This window comes from Herbaspirillum rhizosphaerae (genome assembly GCF_046025915.1).
GTDB lineage: Bacteria > Pseudomonadota > Gammaproteobacteria > Burkholderiales > Burkholderiaceae_D > Herbaspirillum > Herbaspirillum rhizosphaerae_A.
This window is the reverse complement of the sequence record NZ_JAQQFR010000001.1, coordinates 107181-124994: the sequence shown is the minus strand read 5'-3', so window position 1 is coordinate 124994 and position 17814 is coordinate 107181. Positions and strand designations below refer to the sequence as shown.

The 17814-nt window shown below is 55.1% G+C and carries 12 protein-coding genes and 1 tRNA gene; all 13 read left to right on the top strand.

Features of this window, described 5'->3' with window-relative positions; genetic code table 11:
- Position 1: 1 nt before the first annotated feature.
- The 13 genes from PQR63_RS00620 to rpsG all read left to right on the top strand — a co-directional run bounded on the left by PQR63_RS00620 (position 2) and on the right by rpsG (position 17794).
- Positions 2 to 77, top strand: a tRNA-Trp gene (locus tag PQR63_RS00620).
- A gap of 35 nt (positions 78 to 112) precedes the next feature.
- Positions 113 to 493 carry a preprotein translocase subunit SecE gene (secE, locus tag PQR63_RS00615; protein ID WP_094565775.1) on the top strand — a complete coding sequence of 127 codons (381 nt, stop codon included), beginning with the start codon at positions 113 to 115 and terminating at the stop codon, positions 491 to 493.
- 2 nt (positions 494 to 495) lie between these two features.
- A complete protein-coding gene (gene nusG / locus PQR63_RS00610; RefSeq protein ID WP_050480079.1) occupies positions 496 to 1086 on the top strand; it encodes a transcription termination/antitermination protein NusG in 591 nt (196 codons plus the stop codon).
- A gap of 137 nt (positions 1087 to 1223) precedes the next feature.
- On the top strand, positions 1224 to 1655 hold the full coding sequence (gene rplK / locus PQR63_RS00605) for a 50S ribosomal protein L11 (RefSeq protein WP_007875265.1): 432 nt from the start codon (positions 1224 to 1226) through the stop codon (positions 1653 to 1655).
- Positions 1655 to 2350 (top strand): 50S ribosomal protein L1, encoded by a 696-nt coding sequence (rplA, locus tag PQR63_RS00600; RefSeq protein ID WP_408164729.1) that lies wholly within the window; start codon positions 1655 to 1657, stop codon positions 2348 to 2350. The genes rplK and rplA overlap by 1 nt, the downstream gene beginning before the upstream one ends.
- Positions 2351 to 2674: 324 nt before the next feature.
- Complete coding sequence (gene rplJ / locus PQR63_RS00595) at positions 2675 to 3172, top strand: 50S ribosomal protein L10 (RefSeq protein ID WP_094565773.1); 498 nt, start codon at positions 2675 to 2677, stop codon at positions 3170 to 3172.
- 99 nt (positions 3173 to 3271) lie between these two features.
- The gene (gene rplL, locus PQR63_RS00590) at positions 3272 to 3649 is read left to right on the top strand and encodes a 50S ribosomal protein L7/L12 (RefSeq protein ID WP_408164727.1); all 378 of its coding nucleotides are present in this window, start codon (positions 3272 to 3274) and stop codon (positions 3647 to 3649) included.
- 301 nt (positions 3650 to 3950) lie between these two features.
- Positions 3951 to 8057: a DNA-directed RNA polymerase subunit beta gene (gene rpoB, locus PQR63_RS00585; RefSeq protein WP_408164725.1), complete on the top strand. Its 4107-nt coding sequence runs from the start codon at positions 3951 to 3953 to the stop codon at positions 8055 to 8057.
- A gap of 279 nt (positions 8058 to 8336) precedes the next feature.
- A complete protein-coding gene (gene rpoC, locus PQR63_RS00580; RefSeq protein ID WP_408164723.1) occupies positions 8337 to 12575 on the top strand; it encodes a DNA-directed RNA polymerase subunit beta' in 4239 nt (1412 codons plus the stop codon).
- Positions 12576 to 13008: 433 nt separating this feature from the next.
- Entirely contained in the window at positions 13009 to 15276 is a 2268-nt protein-coding gene (locus PQR63_RS00575; RefSeq protein ID WP_408164722.1) for a TonB-dependent hemoglobin/transferrin/lactoferrin family receptor, read from the top strand.
- Between the two features lie 45 nt (positions 15277 to 15321).
- Positions 15322 to 16461 (top strand): hemin-degrading factor, encoded by a 1140-nt coding sequence (locus tag PQR63_RS00570; protein ID WP_408164720.1) that lies wholly within the window; start codon positions 15322 to 15324, stop codon positions 16459 to 16461.
- Between the two features lie 341 nt (positions 16462 to 16802).
- Positions 16803 to 17186, top strand: a complete 384-nt coding sequence (gene rpsL / locus PQR63_RS00565) for a 30S ribosomal protein S12 (protein WP_094565768.1) — start codon at positions 16803 to 16805, stop codon at positions 17184 to 17186.
- A gap of 137 nt (positions 17187 to 17323) precedes the next feature.
- On the top strand, positions 17324 to 17794 hold the full coding sequence (gene rpsG / locus PQR63_RS00560; RefSeq protein WP_094565767.1) for a 30S ribosomal protein S7: 471 nt from the start codon (positions 17324 to 17326) through the stop codon (positions 17792 to 17794).
- The last annotated feature ends 20 nt before the right edge of the window (positions 17795 to 17814 follow it).

Genomic DNA, 17814 nt, shown 5'->3' with positions numbered 1-17814 from the left:
TAGGGGTGTAGCTCAATTGGCAGAGCGCCGGTCTCCAAAACCGGAGGTTGGGGGTTCGATGCCCTCCGCCCCTGCCACCGATTCAGGTGTGTAGGGTACTGAAAGTAAATAAATGTCTAACCAGCCTGTACAAACCGTCAGCGCATCAAGCGACAAGCTCAAGGTTGCCCTGGCAATCGTAGCGGTGCTTGCCGGCGTGGTCGGTTTTTTCGTGTTGTCGGGTCAAGCTACAGCTGTGCGTGCACTGGCTTTGGTCGCAGGTTTGCTGGTGGCAGTTGGTTTTGCCTGGACGTCGGCGCAAGGTCGCGGCTTCGTCGGCTTTGCCAAAGAATCAGTACGTGAAACCAAAAAAGTTGTCTGGCCTACACGCAAAGAAGCAATGCAGATCACGGCGATCGTTTTCGCCTTCGTGTTGATCATGGCAATCTTCTTGTGGGGTACGGACAAGTTGCTCGAATTCCTGTTGTATGACGTAATTTTGGGCTGGAAATAAAAATGAGCGATAGCACACAAGACAGCGCACCGATTGGTGCGCAAAGCGTTTCAAGCGCGAGTAAAAAGCGCTGGTACGTTGTGCATGCCTATTCCGGCATGGAAAAGAGTGTGCAGCGTGCACTGACCGAGCGCATTGTTCGCGCCGGCATGGAAGAGCAGTTCGGCCAGATTCTGGTGCCGACGGAAGAAGTTGTTGATGTCAAGAATGGTCACAAGTCGGTAACCGAACGTCGTTTCTTCCCAGGTTATGTCCTGGTTGAAATGGAAATGACGGATGAAACTTGGCACTTGGTGAAGAACACCAGCAAAGTCACTGGTTTCATCGGCGGCAAGTCGAATCGCCCAACGCCTATTCCGCCGCATGAAGTTGATAAGATCATGCAGCAAATGCAAGACGGCATCGAAAAGCCGCGTCCAAAGGTGTTGTACGAAGTGGGCGAGCTGGTACGTATCAAGGATGGTCCTTTTACCGATTTCAACGGCAACGTGGAAGAAGTGAATTACGAAAAATCCCGCGTGCGTGTATCGGTCACTATTTTCGGTCGCGCTACACCGGTTGAGCTTGAGTTCGGCCAGGTCGAAAAAGTCTAAGCATTACCCCAGTCAAGCGCCCGCAGGAGCGCGGCGAAATGTAAATTTCATCAAATCCGGCAAGCAGCAGAGGAGCCTTAGTACCGTATCGCAAGATGCCGAAAAGGCGCTAACACTCAATCAACGTAGGAGCCATCATGGCAAAGAAAATCATCGGTTTTATCAAGCTGCAAGTGCCAGCTGGTAAAGCAAATCCATCCCCTCCGATCGGTCCTGCGCTGGGTCAGCGCGGTCTGAACATCATGGAATTCTGTAAGGCATTTAATGCCCAGACTCAAGGCGTTGAGCCAGGTCTGCCAATTCCAGTCGTGATCACTGCATTTGCTGACAAGTCCTTCACATTCGTGATGAAGACTCCTCCAGCAACTATTCTGATCAAGAAGGCTGCCGGTATTCAAAAGGGTTCTGCCAAGCCGCATACAGACAAGGTTGGCAAGATCACTCGTAAACAAGCGGAAGAAATCGCTACCCAGAAGAAGCCGGATCTTACCGCTGCTGATCTGGAAGCGGCTGTGCGCACCATCGCTGGTTCGGCACGTTCCATGGGCATCACGGTGGAGGGTCTGTAATGGCTAAGTTGACAAAACGCGCTAAGGCGCAAGAAGGCAAGATCGATCGTACCAAGGCTTATCCTTTCGATAACGCACTGGCGCTGGTCAAAGAATTCGCAACAGCAAAGTTCAACGAATCGATCGACGTGTCCGTCCAACTGGGCGTTGACGCGAAGAAGTCGGACCAAGTGGTTCGCGGTTCCGTGGTTCTGCCGGCTGGTACAGGCAAGACCGTTCGCGTGGCTGTATTTGCTTCGGGCGAAAAGGCTGAGCAAGCCAAGGCAGCTGGCGCAGACGTGGTTGGTATGGAAGATCTGGCTGAAATGGTTAAGGCCGGTAACATGCCTTTCGACATCGTCATCGCCTCGCCAGACACAATGCGTATCGTCGGTACTCTGGGCCAAATCCTGGGCCCACGTGGCCTGATGCCTAACCCGAAGGTCGGCACTGTTACTCCTGACGTCGCTACCGCGGTCAAGAATGCCAAGGCTGGTCAAGTGCAATACCGTACCGACAAGGCCGGCATCATTCACGCCACTATCGGTCGCAAGTCGTTCAGCGATGCAGATCTGAAGTCCAATCTGGTTGCGCTGATCGATGCACTGAACAAGGCTAAGCCAGCGACCAGCAAGGGTGTTTACCTGCGCAAGGTTTCGCTGTCGTCCACCATGGGCACTGGCGTCCGTGTGGATCAGGCAACTCTGGCTGCTTAAGTAAAGAATCAAGTCCTCGTTTCCTGATGGAAGCGGGGCGCATCTTTGGGCTGGAGCATTTTGCAATTGTGAAGTGCTTCAGGCAATCAAAGACCGTTGGGCGGCGTGCAGCAGGCAGGCACAAAGTTAAAACGTCAAAAACCTCTGTTTTTGATTACCCAGCGCAGATGGTGACCCCGAACAAGTTTTGCAGTCTCACACAGCGTTTCAGGTTTTCGAAACGTTGCAATGAACTCCTAACGTCGGACGCCGTGTTCGAACCGATGTAAGGCAAGCAGGTTTTTCGCCTGTGTCGTCGCCAAACATCATTTTTGGAGGTTGATCTTGAGTCTCAATCTGAATGACAAAAAGGCCGTTGTCGCCGAAGTCGCTGCAAAAGTAGCAACTGCACAGACTATCGTCGTGGCTGAATACCGTGGCATCCAGGTTGGTCACTTGACGCAACTGCGCGCCAAAGCGCGTGACCAAGGCGTGTACCTGCGCGTGTTGAAGAACACACTCGCACGTCGTGCTGTTGAAGGTTCCGCGTTTGCTGACCTCGCTTCTGAAATGACCGGCCCGTTGATCTATTCGATCTCGGAAGATGCCGTTGCTGCAGCTAAAGTCATCTCTGACTTTGCTAAAACCAACGACAAACTGGTCGTCAAGGCAGGTAACTATGCAGGTAAGCCGCTGGATAAGGCTGCTGTTACTGCATTGGCAAATATCCCATCCCGCGAAGTTCTGCTGGCCCAATTGCTGGGCATGATGCAGGTTCCGGTCGCTGGTTTTGCGCGTGGTCTGGCTGCTCTGGCAGCCAAGAAAGAAGCCGAAGCAGCTTAAGAATGCTCGCCGCAGCAATGCGGCAGTTGTTCATAAGAACTTTGGCCTCTGCGTCAGTACCGATTAGATGTTATTACCGAAATAAATTAGGAGTTTCAAATGGCAATTAGCAAAGACGATATCTTGGAAGCCGTAGGCGCCTTGACCGTGTTGGAATTGAATGACCTGGTGAAGGCATTCGAAGAAAAGTTTGGCGTTTCCGCTGCAGCAATGGCTGTTGCTGGTCCTGCTGGTGGTGGCGCTGGCGCCGCTGCTGCTGAAGAGCAAACAGAGTTCACCGTTGTTCTGGCTGAAATCGGCGCGAACAAGGTTGGCGTCATTAAGGCAGTTCGCGAAATCACCGGTCTGGGCTTGAAAGAAGCTAAAGATCTGGTTGACGGTGCACCGAAGCCAGTCAAGGAAGCAATTCCTAAGGCTGATGCTGAAGCAGCTAAGAAGAAGCTGGAAGAAGCTGGCGCGAAAGCAGAAATCAAGTAAGTTTTTACTTGAGCTGGAATATCGCCGGTTCGCCGGCGCATTGTTCCACCGGAGTCAAAGTGCAGAGTCCTTTGAAAAAAGGATTCGGCTTTGGCTCCTTTGTCGTTTCGAAATTTTGTATGTTTAGTGGTTAGCAATTTCTTGTTTTGCGGCTAGTTTTAGCTGAATAAGAGGTGGCGCCAGACCAAGACTGAAGGGCTGAGACTTGAGGTTTCGCTGTTAACGGATTGCGGCAACAAGGTAATAAGCAATCTGGGCGAGTCCTGAACTCTCTATCCTTCCTGTCACTCACGGAGTGTCCATGCACTACTCATTTACTGAGAAGAAGCGTATTCGTAAATCCTTTGCGAAACGCGCTAACGTCCACAACGTTCCGTTCCTGCTAGCGACTCAGATCGAGTCATACCAGACATTCTTGCAAACGGACAAAGCAACGTCCCAACGTAAGAACGAAGGTCTGCAATCGGCCTTTACATCGATTTTTCCTATCGTTTCGCACAATGGTTTTGCGCGTCTCGAGTTTCTCTCCTATGTGTTGGGCGCGCCGCCGTTCGACGTCAAGGAATGCCAACAACGTGGCCTGACGTTCGCGTCGCCGCTGCGTGCCAAGGTGCGTCTGGTGATTCTGGATAAAGAATCGCCAACCAAGCCAGTCGTCAAGGAAATGAAGGAACAGGAAGTCTACATGGGCGAATTGCCGCTCATGACGACTACTGGTTCGTTCGTCATCAACGGTACCGAGCGCGTCATCGTGTCGCAGCTGCACCGCTCGCCTGGCGTGTTCTTTGAACATGACCGCGGCAAGACCCACTCGTCCGGCAAGTTGCTGTTCTCTGCACGTATTATTCCTTACCGTGGTTCGTGGCTCGACTTCGAATTCGATCCGAAGGACATTCTGTTCTTCCGCGTCGACCGTCGCCGCAAGATGCCTGTGACGATCCTGCTCAAAGCAATCGGCATGACATCCGAGCAGATCCTTGCGAACTTCTTCGTGTTCGACAACTTCACGCTGCACGCTGAAGGCGCCGAGATGGAATTCGTCCCTGAACGTCTGCGTGGTGAAGTTGCGCGTTTCGACATTCTCGACAAGTCCGGCAAGCCGCTGGTCGCGAAAGACAAGCGTATCAACGCCAAGCACGTGCGCGACATCGAAGCTGCCGGCATCAAGCAAATTTCCGTGCCGGAAGACTACCTGCTGGGCCGCGTATTGGCGAAGAACATCGTCGACGGCGACACCGGTGAAGTCATTGCCTCGGCTAACGACGAGCTGACCGAAGAATTGCTGGCTCGCCTGCGCGAAGCTGACATCGATGCGATCCAGACGCTGTACACCAACGATCTGGATCAGGGCGGCTACATCTCGCAAACATTGCGTACCGACGACACAGCGGATCAAACCGCTGCGCGCGTGGCAATCTACCGCATGATGCGTCCTGGCGAACCGCCAACCGAAGATTCGGTGGAAGCGCTGTTCAACGGCCTGTTCTACAGCGAAGACCGTTACGACCTGTCGGCAGTTGGCCGCATGAAGTTCAACCGTCGTATCGGCCGTGATGAACTGACTGGCGCCATGACATTGTCGAACGAAGACATCCTGGCTGTGATCAAGATTCTGGTTGAGTTGCGCAATGGCCGTGGCGAAGTCGATGACATCGATCACTTGGGTAATCGTCGCGTCCGTTGCGTCGGCGAACTGGCGGAAAATCAATTCCGTGCCGGTCTGGTTCGCGTTGAGCGCGCCGTCAAGGAACGCCTCGGTCAAGCCGAAGCGGACAACCTGATGCCGCACGATCTGATCAACTCCAAGCCGATCTCGGCCGCGATCCGCGAATTCTTCGGTTCGTCGCAGTTGTCGCAGTTTATGGATCAAACCAACCCACTGTCGGAAATCACGCACAAACGCCGTGTATCCGCTCTGGGACCTGGTGGTCTGACCCGTGAACGCGCCGGCTTTGAAGTTCGTGACGTGCACCCGACCCATTACGGCCGCGTGTGCCCGATCGAAACGCCTGAAGGCCCGAACATCGGTCTGATTAACTCGCTGGCGCTGTATGCCCGTCTGAACGAATACGGTTTCCTTGAAACCCCATATCGCAAGGTCGAAGGCAGCAAGGTCACCAACCAGATCGACTATCTGTCGGCAATCGAAGAAGGCCGCTACATCATCGCTCAGGCGAATGCGACCATCGACGCTTCGCTGAAGCTGTCCGATGAACTGGTCTCTGCACGTGAAGCCGGCGAAACCATTCTGGTCTCGCCAGAGCGCGTTCAGTACATGGACGTGGCCCCAGGCCAGGTCGTTTCGGTGGCGGCGTCGCTGATTCCGTTCCTCGAACACGATGATGCGAACCGTGCATTGATGGGCGCCAACATGCAGCGTCAGGCTGTGCCTTGCTTGCGTCCGGAAAAACCGCTGGTCGGTACCGGTATCGAGCGTACCGTTGCCGTTGACTCCGGTACGACCGTGCAAGCGCTGCGTGGCGGTATCGTCGATTACGTCGATGCAGGCCGTGTGGTGATTCGTGTAAACGATGAAGAAGCGCAAGCTGGTGAAGTCGGCGTCGACATCTACAACCTGATCAAGTACACACGTTCGAACCAGAACACCAACATCAACCAACGTCCTATCGTCAAGGTTGGTGACCGTGTTGCCAAGCATGACGTGATCGCCGACGGCGCATCCACTGACTTGGGCGAACTGGCTCTGGGTCAGAACATGCTGGTGGCGTTTATGCCATGGAACGGCTACAACTTCGAAGATTCGATCCTGATCTCCGAAAAAGTTGTGGCTGATGACCGCTACACCTCGATTCACATCGAAGAGTTGTCTGTTGTGGCGCGTGACACCAAGCTCGGCGCGGAAGAAATCACCCGCGATATTTCGAACCTGGCTGAAAACCAACTGGCGCGTCTGGACGAGTCCGGCATCACCTACATCGGTGCTGAAGTCGAAGCCGGCGATACGCTGGTCGGTAAGGTGACGCCAAAGGGCGAAACCCAGCTGACACCGGAAGAAAAGCTGCTGCGCGCGATCTTCGGCGAAAAAGCTTCGGACGTTAAAGACACCTCGCTGCGCGTGCCTTCGGGCATGGTCGGTACCGTCATTGACGTGCAAGTGTTCACCCGCGAAGGCATCCAACGCGACAAGCGCGCACAACAGATCATCGATGATGAACTGAAGCGCTATCGCCTGGATCTGAACGATCAGCTGCGTATCGTTGAAGGCGATGCCTTCCAACGTCTGGAAAAGACGTTGATCGGCAAGGTCGCCAATGGCGGTCCGAAGAAGCTGGTCAAGGGCACCAAGCTCGACAAGGCTTATCTGGATGATCTGGATAAGTACCACTGGTTCGACATCCGTCCGGCTGACGACGACATGGCTGTGGCACTGGAAGCGATCAAGGAATCGATCGCCGAGAAGCGTCACCAGTTCGATCTGGCGTTTGAAGAAAAGCGCAAGAAGCTGACACAAGGCGACGAACTGCCGCCAGGCGTGCAAAAGATGGTTAAGGTTTACCTGGCCGTGAAGCGTCGTCTGCAACCAGGCGACAAGATGGCGGGTCGTCACGGTAACAAGGGTGTGGTTTCGCGCATTCTGCCGATCGAAGATATGCCACACATGGCCGACGGTACTCCAGCAGACATCGTGCTGAACCCGCTGGGCGTGCCGTCGCGTATGAACGTCGGTCAGGTGTTGGAAGTCCATCTGGGCTGGGCAGCCAAGGGTCTGGGCCTGCGTATCGGCGAAATGCTGAACGCACAGGTGCAGATCGCTGAACTGCGCAAGTTCCTGACCACGATCTACAACGAATCGGGCAAGAAGGAAGCGCTCGACGAGTTCACCGATCACGAGATCCTGGAACTGGCAGCCAACCTGAAGAAGGGTGTTCCGTTCGCTACACCGGTGTTTGACGGTGCGCACGAAGACGAAACACGCCGCATGCTGGATCTGGCCTACCCGGATCACATCGCCAAGCAACTGGGCATGACTCCGTCGAAGAATCAGGTCACCATGTATGACGGTCGTACCGGCGAAGCTTTCGAGCGCACCGTGACAGTCGGCTACATGCACTACCTGAAGCTGCATCACTTGGTTGATGACAAGATGCATGCACGTTCGACCGGTCCTTACTCGCTGGTTACTCAGCAGCCTCTGGGCGGTAAGGCACAGTTCGGCGGTCAACGCTTCGGTGAAATGGAAGTCTGGGCACTGGAAGCCTACGGCGCATCGTATGTGCTGCAGGAAATGCTGACCGTGAAGTCCGATGACGTGAACGGCCGTACCAAGGTTTATGAAAACCTGGTTAAGGGCGATCACGTGATTGACGCCGGCATGCCGGAGTCCTTCAACGTGCTGGTCAAGGAAATCCGTTCGCTCGGTATCGACATCGATCTCGAACGCGACTGATGTCCTCAAGGGCAAGGCGGCGTGGCCGTCTTGCCCTGTTTCACCGTCTGATCCTGCCGCCTGAAACAAAGGCGGCAACGTAGTAAAGTAAGCAGTTCAGCAAGCAGCTACAAGCAATTGTAAGCAGTCAAGGACGACCAAGTCTGTCCCGGTACATGCGGAACCCGGCGCAAGCCACGGCTCTCCCGCAGGTGCGAACAGGGTGTGCGCAGATTGTGGTGCGGCCGTCTCGATATACATAGCATTACCTAGCGTTCTCACGCCAACCTGGAGTGATACATGAAAGCACTGCTCGATCTATTCAAGCAAGTTCAGCAAAACGAACAATTCGACGCGATCAAAATTGGTCTGGCGTCCCCGGAAAAAATCCGTTCGTGGTCCTACGGCGAAGTCAAAAAGCCGGAAACCATCAACTACCGTACCTTCAAGCCTGAGCGCGACGGTCTGTTCTGCGCCAAGATCTTTGGCCCGATCAAAGACTACGAATGTCTCTGCGGCAAGTACAAGCGCCTGAAGCACCGCGGCGTTATCTGCGAAAAATGCGGCGTTGAAGTCACGCTGGCCAAAGTGCGCCGTGAGCGCATGGGTCACATCGAACTGGCTTCGCCAACTGCACACATCTGGTTCCTGAAATCGCTGCCGTCACGTCTGGGCATGGTCCTCGACATGACCCTGCGGGATATCGAACGCGTGCTGTACTTCGAAGCCTACGTCGTGACCGATCCAGGCATGACTCCGCTGAAGAAGTGCCAGATCATGTCGGAAGACGACTACGCCGCCAAGTACGAAGAGTACGGCGACGACTTCACCGCATTCATGGGCGCCGAAGGCATCCGTGAACTGTTGCGCTCGATCGATATCGATCGCGATGCAGAAACCCTGCGCGTGGAACTGAAAGAATCGAAGTCCGAAGCCAAGATCAAGAAATACGCCAAGCGTCTGAAGGTTCTGGAAGCGTTCCAACGTTCGGGCATCAAGCCTGATTGGATGATCATGGAAGTGCTGCCGGTGCTGCCACCGGAACTGCGCCCACTGGTCCCGCTGGACGGCGGCCGCTTTGCGACTTCCGATCTGAACGATCTGTATCGCCGCGTCATCAACCGTAACAACCGCCTGAAGCGCCTGATGGAATTGCGCGCTCCGGAAATCATCACGCGCAACGAAAAGCGCATGCTGCAAGAAGCGGTTGACTCGCTGCTGGATAACGGCCGTCGCGGTAAGGCGATGACTGGCGCCAACAAGCGTCCGCTGAAGTCGCTGGCTGAAATGATCAAGGGTAAGGGCGGTCGTTTCCGTCAAAACTTGCTCGGTAAGCGCGTCGACTATTCCGGTCGTTCCGTCATCGTGGTGGGCCCGCAGCTCAAACTGCATCAGTGCGGTCTGCCGAAGCTGATGGCGCTGGAATTGTTCAAGCCGTTCATTTTCAACAAGCTGGAACTGATGGGTCTGGCAACGACCATCAAGGCAGCGAAAAAACTGGTCGAAATCCAAGAGCCTGTGGTCTGGGACATCCTGGAAGACGTGATCCGCGAACATCCGGTCATGTTGAACCGCGCGCCGACACTTCACCGTCTGGGTATCCAGGCGTTTGAGCCGGTTCTGATCGAAGGCAAGGCGATCCAGCTGCATCCGCTGGTTTGCGCCGCGTTCAACGCCGACTTTGACGGCGACCAGATGGCGGTTCACGTTCCACTGTCGATCGAAGCACAGATGGAAGCACGTACGCTGATGCTGGCGTCGAACAACATCCTGTTCCCATCGAACGGCGAACCGTCGATCGTGCCGTCCCAGGATATCGTGCTGGGTCTGTACTACGCGACACGTGAAGCGATCAACGCCAAGAACGAAGGCATGTTGTTCCAGGACGTTTCGGAAGTTATCCGTGCGTACGACAACAAGGAAGTCGAACTGGCTACCCGCGTCACCGTGCGTATCGTTGAAAATCCAAAGGATCCGGTCACCGGCGAATTCGTGCGTACCGTCAAGCGTTACGAAACGACCGTCGGCCGTGCAATCCTGTCGGAAATTCTGCCGAAGGGTCTGCCATTCTCCGTGCTGAACCGCGCGTTGAAGAAGAAAGAAATTTCGAAGCTGATCAACACGTCGTTCCGCAAGTGCGGTCTGCGCGCAACCGTTGTGTTCGCCGACCAACTGATGCAATCGGGCTTCCGCCTGGCGACACGCGCCGGTATCTCGATCTGCGTGGACGACATGCTGGTGCCGCCACAAAAGGCGACCATCATTGCGACCGCTGAAAGCGAAGTCAAACAGATCGAACAGCAATACTCGTCCGGTCTGGTTACTGCCGGCGAACGCTACAACAAGGTTGTGGACATCTGGGGTAAGGCCGGTGATGACGTCGGCAAGGCGATGATGGACCAACTGAAGGTCGAAGACGTGGTTCGCCGCGACGGCACCAAGGGTACACAAGAGTCGTTCAACGCGATTTACATGATGGCCGACTCCGGCGCCCGCGGTTCCGCAGCGCAGATTCGTCAGCTGGCAGGTATGCGTGGTCTGATGGCGAAACCGGACGGTTCGATTATCGAAACGCCGATTACCGCGAACTTCCGCGAAGGCCTGAACGTGTTGCAGTACTTTATTTCGACGCACGGCGCCCGTAAGGGTCTGGCCGATACGGCGCTGAAGACTGCGAACTCCGGTTACCTGACACGTCGTCTGGTTGACGTGACCCAGGATCTGGTCGTGATCGAAGATGATTGCGGTACCTCCAACGGCGCATCCATGAAGGCGATGGTTGAAGGCGGTGAAGTCATTGAAGCGCTGCGCGACCGTATCCTCGGCCGTGTTGCTGCGACCGACATCATCAATCCTGAAACCCAGGCTACGCTGTACGAAGCCGGTACCCTGATGGATGAAGATACGGTTGAAGAAGTCGAACGTCTGGGCATCGATGAAGTCAAGGTTCGCACTCCGCTGACTTGCGACACACGCTATGGTCTGTGCGCCAAGTGCTACGGCCGCGATCTGGGCCGCGGTGTGTTGGTCAACAGCGGCGAAGCAGTCGGCGTTATCGCTGCGCAGTCGATTGGTGAGCCAGGTACTCAGCTGACCATGCGTACGTTCCACATCGGTGGTGCGGCATCGCGTGCAGCAGTTGCTTCGTCGGTGGAAGCCAAGTCCAACGGTACGATCCGCTTCACAGCGACAATGCGTTACGTCACTAACGGCAAGGGCGAGCTGATCGTCATTTCCCGTTCGGGCGAAGTGCTGATTACCGACGACCTCGGCCGCGAGCGTGAGCGTCATAAAGTACCGTACGGTGCGACCCTGATCGTCAAGGACGGCATGGTCATCAAGGCCGGTACGGCACTGGCAACATGGGATCCGCTGACTCGTCCGATCATCACCGAGTACACAGGTACCGTGAAGTTCGAAAACGTCGAAGAAGGTTCGACCGTCGCCAAGCAGATCGACGAAGTAACCGGTCTGTCGACACTGGTGGTTATCGATGCCAAGCGCCGCGGTTCTTCCGCTGCCAAGGTGTTGCGTCCACAAGTTAAGCTGCTGAACGAGCAAGGCGAAGAAGTCAAGATCGCCGGCACCGAACACGCAGTGACGATCGGCTTCCAGGTCGGCGCGCTGATTACCGTCAAGGACGGTCAGCAAGTTCACGTGGGTGAAGTGCTGGCACGTATCCCGACTGAATCGCAAAAGACACGCGATATTACCGGTGGTCTGCCACGCGTTGCCGAACTGTTCGAAGCACGTTCGCCGAAGGATGCAGGTATGCTGGCTGAAGTCACAGGTACTGTGGCGTTCGGTAAGGAAACCAAGGGCAAGCAACGTCTGGAAATCACAGACATGGACGGCGCCAAGCATGAGTTCCTGATCACCAAGGACAAGCAAGTGCTGGTGCATGACGGCCAGGTGGTGAATAAGGGCGAAATGATTGTTGACGGTCCTGCCGATCCGCAAGACATCTTGCGTCTGTTGGGTATCGAAGCACTGGCACGTTACATCGTCGACGAAGTTCAGGACGTGTACCGTTTGCAAGGTGTGAAGATCAACGACAAGCACATCGAAGTCATCGTGCGTCAGATGCTGCGTCGCGTACAAGTTGTGGATCCGGGCGATACCAACTACATCACCGGTGAACAGGTCGAACGTTCCGAGCTGCTGGACGAAAACGATCGTGTCAACGCAGAGACCAAGATCCCTGCAACGTACGAAAACGTTTTGTTGGGTATCACCAAGGCATCGCTGTCGACCGACTCGTTCATCTCGGCTGCATCGTTCCAGGAGACCACACGTGTCCTGACCGAAGCTGCGATCATGGGCAAGAAGGACGGCCTGCGCGGTCTGAAGGAAAACGTCATCGTTGGTCGTCTGATCCCGGCTGGTACCGGTCTGGCGTTCCACCGCGCACGCAAGGAAAAAGACGCATGGGAAGCCGACGAGCGCGCAGCGCTGTTGGAATCCGAGCGTGTGGCGCGTGTGACCGAAACCGAAGCGCACTCCACCGAGACTTTCGGCGGTGCGGACGGCGAAGCGTAATGGCATAGCAGCACACGGCAGCCTTCATCGGCTGCTACAGCAGTGAAGAACAACGGCGTCAGAAGAAATTCTGGCGCCGTTTTTTTATGGAGAAAAATGAATGGCCCGCGCCTGCGTCCATATGTTTTCTCCTATATGCATGAGGCCATGAGCAATATTGCGAGAATCATATTGAGTATCTGTAAGATTTCTCCTACAATCATTGAATAAGAATTATTCTTATTAAAATCGTTTCGCTTCAAGCATCGTTCAATAAGCAGCGGCCCCAAATCTTTCTGGATTCGACGTCCCGCGCATTATTCCGATCACCTTAAAGTCTCCGGCGCAACTTGCCGGCAGACGCCACGAAGCGATCGATACTCTCGTCAAACACAATCAGGTAGCCAGCATAGAACATCGCCAGTGACCGAATCCACACAGGGGAATGGGTCTCATGGCTCTATGCAAAAAGAAGCTTGCATTGGCGACAGCTGTCGTCTTGCAACAATGGTCGATGGCGCCGGTCATGGCGCAACAAGCACAACAATCCACGCCGCAATTGCTGGCGCAGAGCCGTCCGCTTGAAGAAATCACCGTCACGTCGACCCGTGGCGTCGGCACCGATCTTAATCGTGTGGCTGCTACCGTATCGGTCATCACTTCCGAGGAAATCGAGCAGCAAAACGCCAAGGACATCAAGGATGCGCTGCGCTATGAGCCGGGCGTAGAAGTGCGCCGCTCGGTCTATCGCGTGGGCGGTGTTACCGGTGCGTCGGCGACGATGGGGCGCGGCGGTAATGAAGGCATCAGCATCCGCGGTCTGGACGGTAATCGGGTCATGCTGCTGGAGGACGGCGTTGCGCTGCCACGTTCGTTCAGCCAAGGCACGCTGTTCGCCGGCCGAGGCGCCTACACGGATACTGATCTGTATCAACGTATTGAAATCCTGCGCGGGCCTGCCTCGTCAATGTACGGTAGCGATGGTTTGACCGGTGTAGTCAACTTCGTCACCAAGGATCCGCAGGATTTGCTGAACGTATTCGGCAAGAGCAGCTATTTCGCCGTGCGACCTTCCTATGATTCCAGCGACAGCAGCTATGGCACAACGGGCACCATGGCATTCGGCAACGACGTCGTTCAAGGCATGCTGGTCTTGAACGCACGCCACGGCAACGAGACCGAAACCAACGGTAGCGTTGGTGGTGCCGGGGCAACGCGCACCAAGGCTGATTCGCTGACTTACAACAACCGCTCAGCACTGGGTAAAGTGGTTTTCAAGATCGATCCGCGCAACGTCGTCAAACTTAGTTTTGAAACAGTGGACAACCGCCTGCGCGGCGACAGCCTGTCGGCGATTACCACAGTGATCAGCGGCTACCAAAGCAATAGCAACGTGAAGAGCAACAAGCTGCAGGCGATCTTCGAGCACGACGATGCCGACAACAGGCTGATCCAGAAATTGCGCGCCAATGTGTACTACCGCGATTCCAAGACGCAGCAATATTCTTATGAAAGTGGTACGACCGTCGGCGCGACAGTACGTCCTCGATTCCGCGACATCTCGTATCAGGACGATATCTTCGGTGGTGGCGTGCTGGGAGAGAGTTCGTTCGTCACGGGCGCCATCAAGCACAAGATGACATACGGCGTCGACGCCAGCACGGCGACGATGAAAATGAATGCGAACGGCACCGGTTGGACAACATGTACCGGGACACAATATTGCGAATATTTCCCCAAGACGGAATACAGCGTATTGGGCGCGTACTACCAGTACGACATGCGCGTAGGCCCTGTCAGCGTGGTGCCCGGCCTGCGTTATGACAGCTATAAGCTGAAGCCGCAGGCGAGCGCCAAGTACGACGCGCAAGCGATTGCCAACAATCAACCGGCATCGACCAGCAAGGACAGCGCCTGGTCGCCGCGTCTGGCGTTCGTCTACGAAGTGGCGCCCGCGTTCGCACCCTACGTGCAGTACGCCCGTGGCTTCCGCGCACCGTCGCCGCAAGAGGTGAACTCCTACTTCAACAACGCCAGCCAAGGCTATTCGCAGATTGCCAATCCGAACCTGAAGCCGGAAACCAGCAACTCTTATGAAATCGGTTTCCGCGGCAAGTTGCCGACGTCGGCAGGCATGTTCAACTATAGCGCTGCGGCTTATACCGGTGAATATCGCAACTTCATTGACTCACTCACCATTTCCGGCGGCGGTACGGTATTGAACCCGACCATTTATCAATATGTGAACGCCGCAAAAGCCTCGATCCACGGCGTTGAAGGACGTCTCGACTGGCGTATGGAAAACGGTTTGTCTCTCAAGACCGGCTTCGCCTATACCAAGGGCACGACAACCAGCAACGCTGGAGTCAAGACCGGGCTGGAGTCGGTCGCGCCATTGTCGATCGTCACAGGCGTGCGCTACGAGCCGAACCAGGTCTGGTTCGTACAAAGCGACATGATCTACAACGCAGCAAAAAAGAAGGATGACATCGCCACCAAGACCAACTTTGTGTCGCCGTCGTTCTTCGTCGTGGATCTGCGCAGCGGGTATCGATTCAACAAGAATCTTTCGTTCAACGCAGGCATCCGCAATTTGTTCGATCGCAAATATTGGAGCTGGACCGATATCCGTGGTCTGTCTCTGGCCGACAGCGCAACCAACAAGGATGCGTACACCGAACCTGGCCGCAGCTTCAACGTCAGCATGAAGTATGAGTACTGACATCCGCAGAACGCCGCAAGGCACTTAACCGAAAAGAGGCATGGAATGAAATATAAGAAACTGAGCGCATTGTTGTGGGCGGCCGGGATGATCAGCATCGCCGCTTGCACGACGACATCGGCGCCGCAGAATAGCGACCTGGCGGATCGCTGGTCGGCGCTGCGTATAGCGGAACCAAAGACTCACCCGCGCGACGCCGCGCAGAAGCTGGGCGTGTCCGAGGCTGAGCTGGTGGCGACCAATGTCGGCAAGGGCGTGACACGTCTGCAGGACGGTGGCAAAACATACAAGGCGGTGTACGACCGATTGTATGAGCTGGGCCAGATCAAGTCGATTACCCGCAACGACAACGCAGTGCTTGAGCGTGTGGGCACTGTCACCAAAGCCAAACTGAACGACGAAGGCCGTGTTATCCCGGGAACGGGCTTTGCCGGTGGCCCGATCGATCTGCGCTTTGGTACCGACAACTGGCGCTCAGCCTTCGCAGTAGTACAGCCGGGACGTGAAGGCAAGATCAGCCGCAGCCTGCAGTTCTTTGACGTGCACGGCAATGCCGTGAACAAGATCTATCTGGACAATGAGGCTGGCGTCGCCGTATTCGACAAGTTGATTGCTGATTTCAAGGCGGCCGATCAATTTGCTGGCTTGAAGGTGGATCGCGCGCCGACTAAAGTCATCAAGAAACCCAACGGGGAAGTCGATGTCAAAGAGTTGCGCGCCTCGTGGGATGAGTTGACGGATGTGCACGAGTTTCCGCGTCTGCTGAAGGACTTGGGCATTACTCGCGAGCAAGCGCTGGACCTGATCGGTAGAGATGCCGCTTATCGCATCAATGCGCAATCCGTGCAGACCTTGCTCAACAGTGCCTCAAACCAGGCTCAGCCGATCATGGTGTTTGTGAGCAATCTGGGCATGACGCAGATTTTTAGCGGTACGGTCAAGAAGGTGAAGGCGACCGACGAGTGGTTCAATGTGCTGGATCCTGATTTCAACCTGCACCTGCGTCAGGCAGGCATCGATCACGGCTGGGTGGTCAAGCGGCCAGCCAAGGACGGTATGATAACTTCGGTGGAGTTTTACGACGCCAACGGAGAGCAAGTGGTCAACTTCTTTTCGCGGCGCGATCGCAATAAAGAAGAGTCGGCCCTCTGGCGCAGCATTGTTGCCAGTCTGGCACGTGTTTGAAGGTCGTAGCGACAGGTATTTCTGAATATTCTTGCTGAAAGCCAATCAGAAAGCGGCTTTTGGCAGGGTAAGAAGAGCGTCGTAAATTTGCCAATGGGGTCGAGGTGCTGGAAACGGCCCTTGACCCCTTGACTTTTCAGGCATATACTCGCGAGTTCTCGAATTTAGGCTCTCCTGAGCTTAAGCGTTCTTTGGTCTGCTTCCGGTTTTCCTCGGCGCTTCTCTCGTTTTCTCTAAAGTCGGTGTGCACAGGTTTCTTTCGTGCAAGTTTCTTGTTTAATTCCAGGCAACCGTTTCTGGGATTAATGTTATTAACGTCGTAATTTTGTTGGATTAAAACGATGCCAACCATCAATCAATTGATTCGCAATCCACGCGTCTCCGCGATCGTGAAGAGCAAATCGCCGGCGCTGGAAAACAGCCCGCAAAAACGTGGCGTATGTACCCGCGTTTACACAACGACTCCTAAAAAGCCAAACTCCGCTTTGCGTAAGGTTGCAAAAGTGCGTTTGACCAACGGTTTCGAAGTGATTTCGTACATCGGTGGTGAAGGCCACAACCTGCAAGAGCATAGCGTCGTGTTGATTCGCGGCGGCCGTGTGAAGGATTTGCCGGGTGTGCGTTACCACATGGTTCGCGGTGCTCTGGATACCCAAGGCGTCAAGGATCGTAAGCAAGCTCGCTCGAAGTACGGTGCCAAGCGCGCCAAGGCAGCTAAGAAGTAATTTGTTTTCGTCGGGCGCAAGCCGGGTGAAATGTGTCGGTCCGTGATGGGCCGAGTAAGTGGGTGGCTATGATGGCCGTCCGCGAGTGCGGTGAGAATTTATTCTGCCCGCTCAACTGAAGACTGAAAGGAATTGAAATGCCACGTCGTCGTGAAGTACCCAAGCGGGATATCCTGCCTGATCCAAAGTTCGGCAATGTTGATGTTGCTAAGTTCGTCAACGTGTTGATGCTGTCCGGCAAAAAGTCGGTCGCTGAAAACATCATCTACGGTGCGTTTGATCACATTCAAACCAAGACCGGTAAAGACCCGCTGGAAGTGTTCGCCGCTGCGCTGAGCAACTGCAAGCCGATGGTCGAAGTGAAGTCCCGTCGTGTCGGCGGCGCTAACTACCAGGTTCCGGTTGAAGTGCGTCCAGTCCGTCGTATGGCGTTGTCGATGCGTTGGTTGCGCGAAGCCGCAAACAAGCGTAGCGAAAAATCCATGCCGCAACGTCTGGGTGGCGAGTTGATCGAAGCGGCTGAAGGCCGTGGCGGTGCGATGAAGAAGCGTGACGAAGTTCACCGTATGGCTGAAGCGAACAAGGCGTTCTCCCACTTCCGCTTCTAACAAGACAGGGCGGAGCTTTT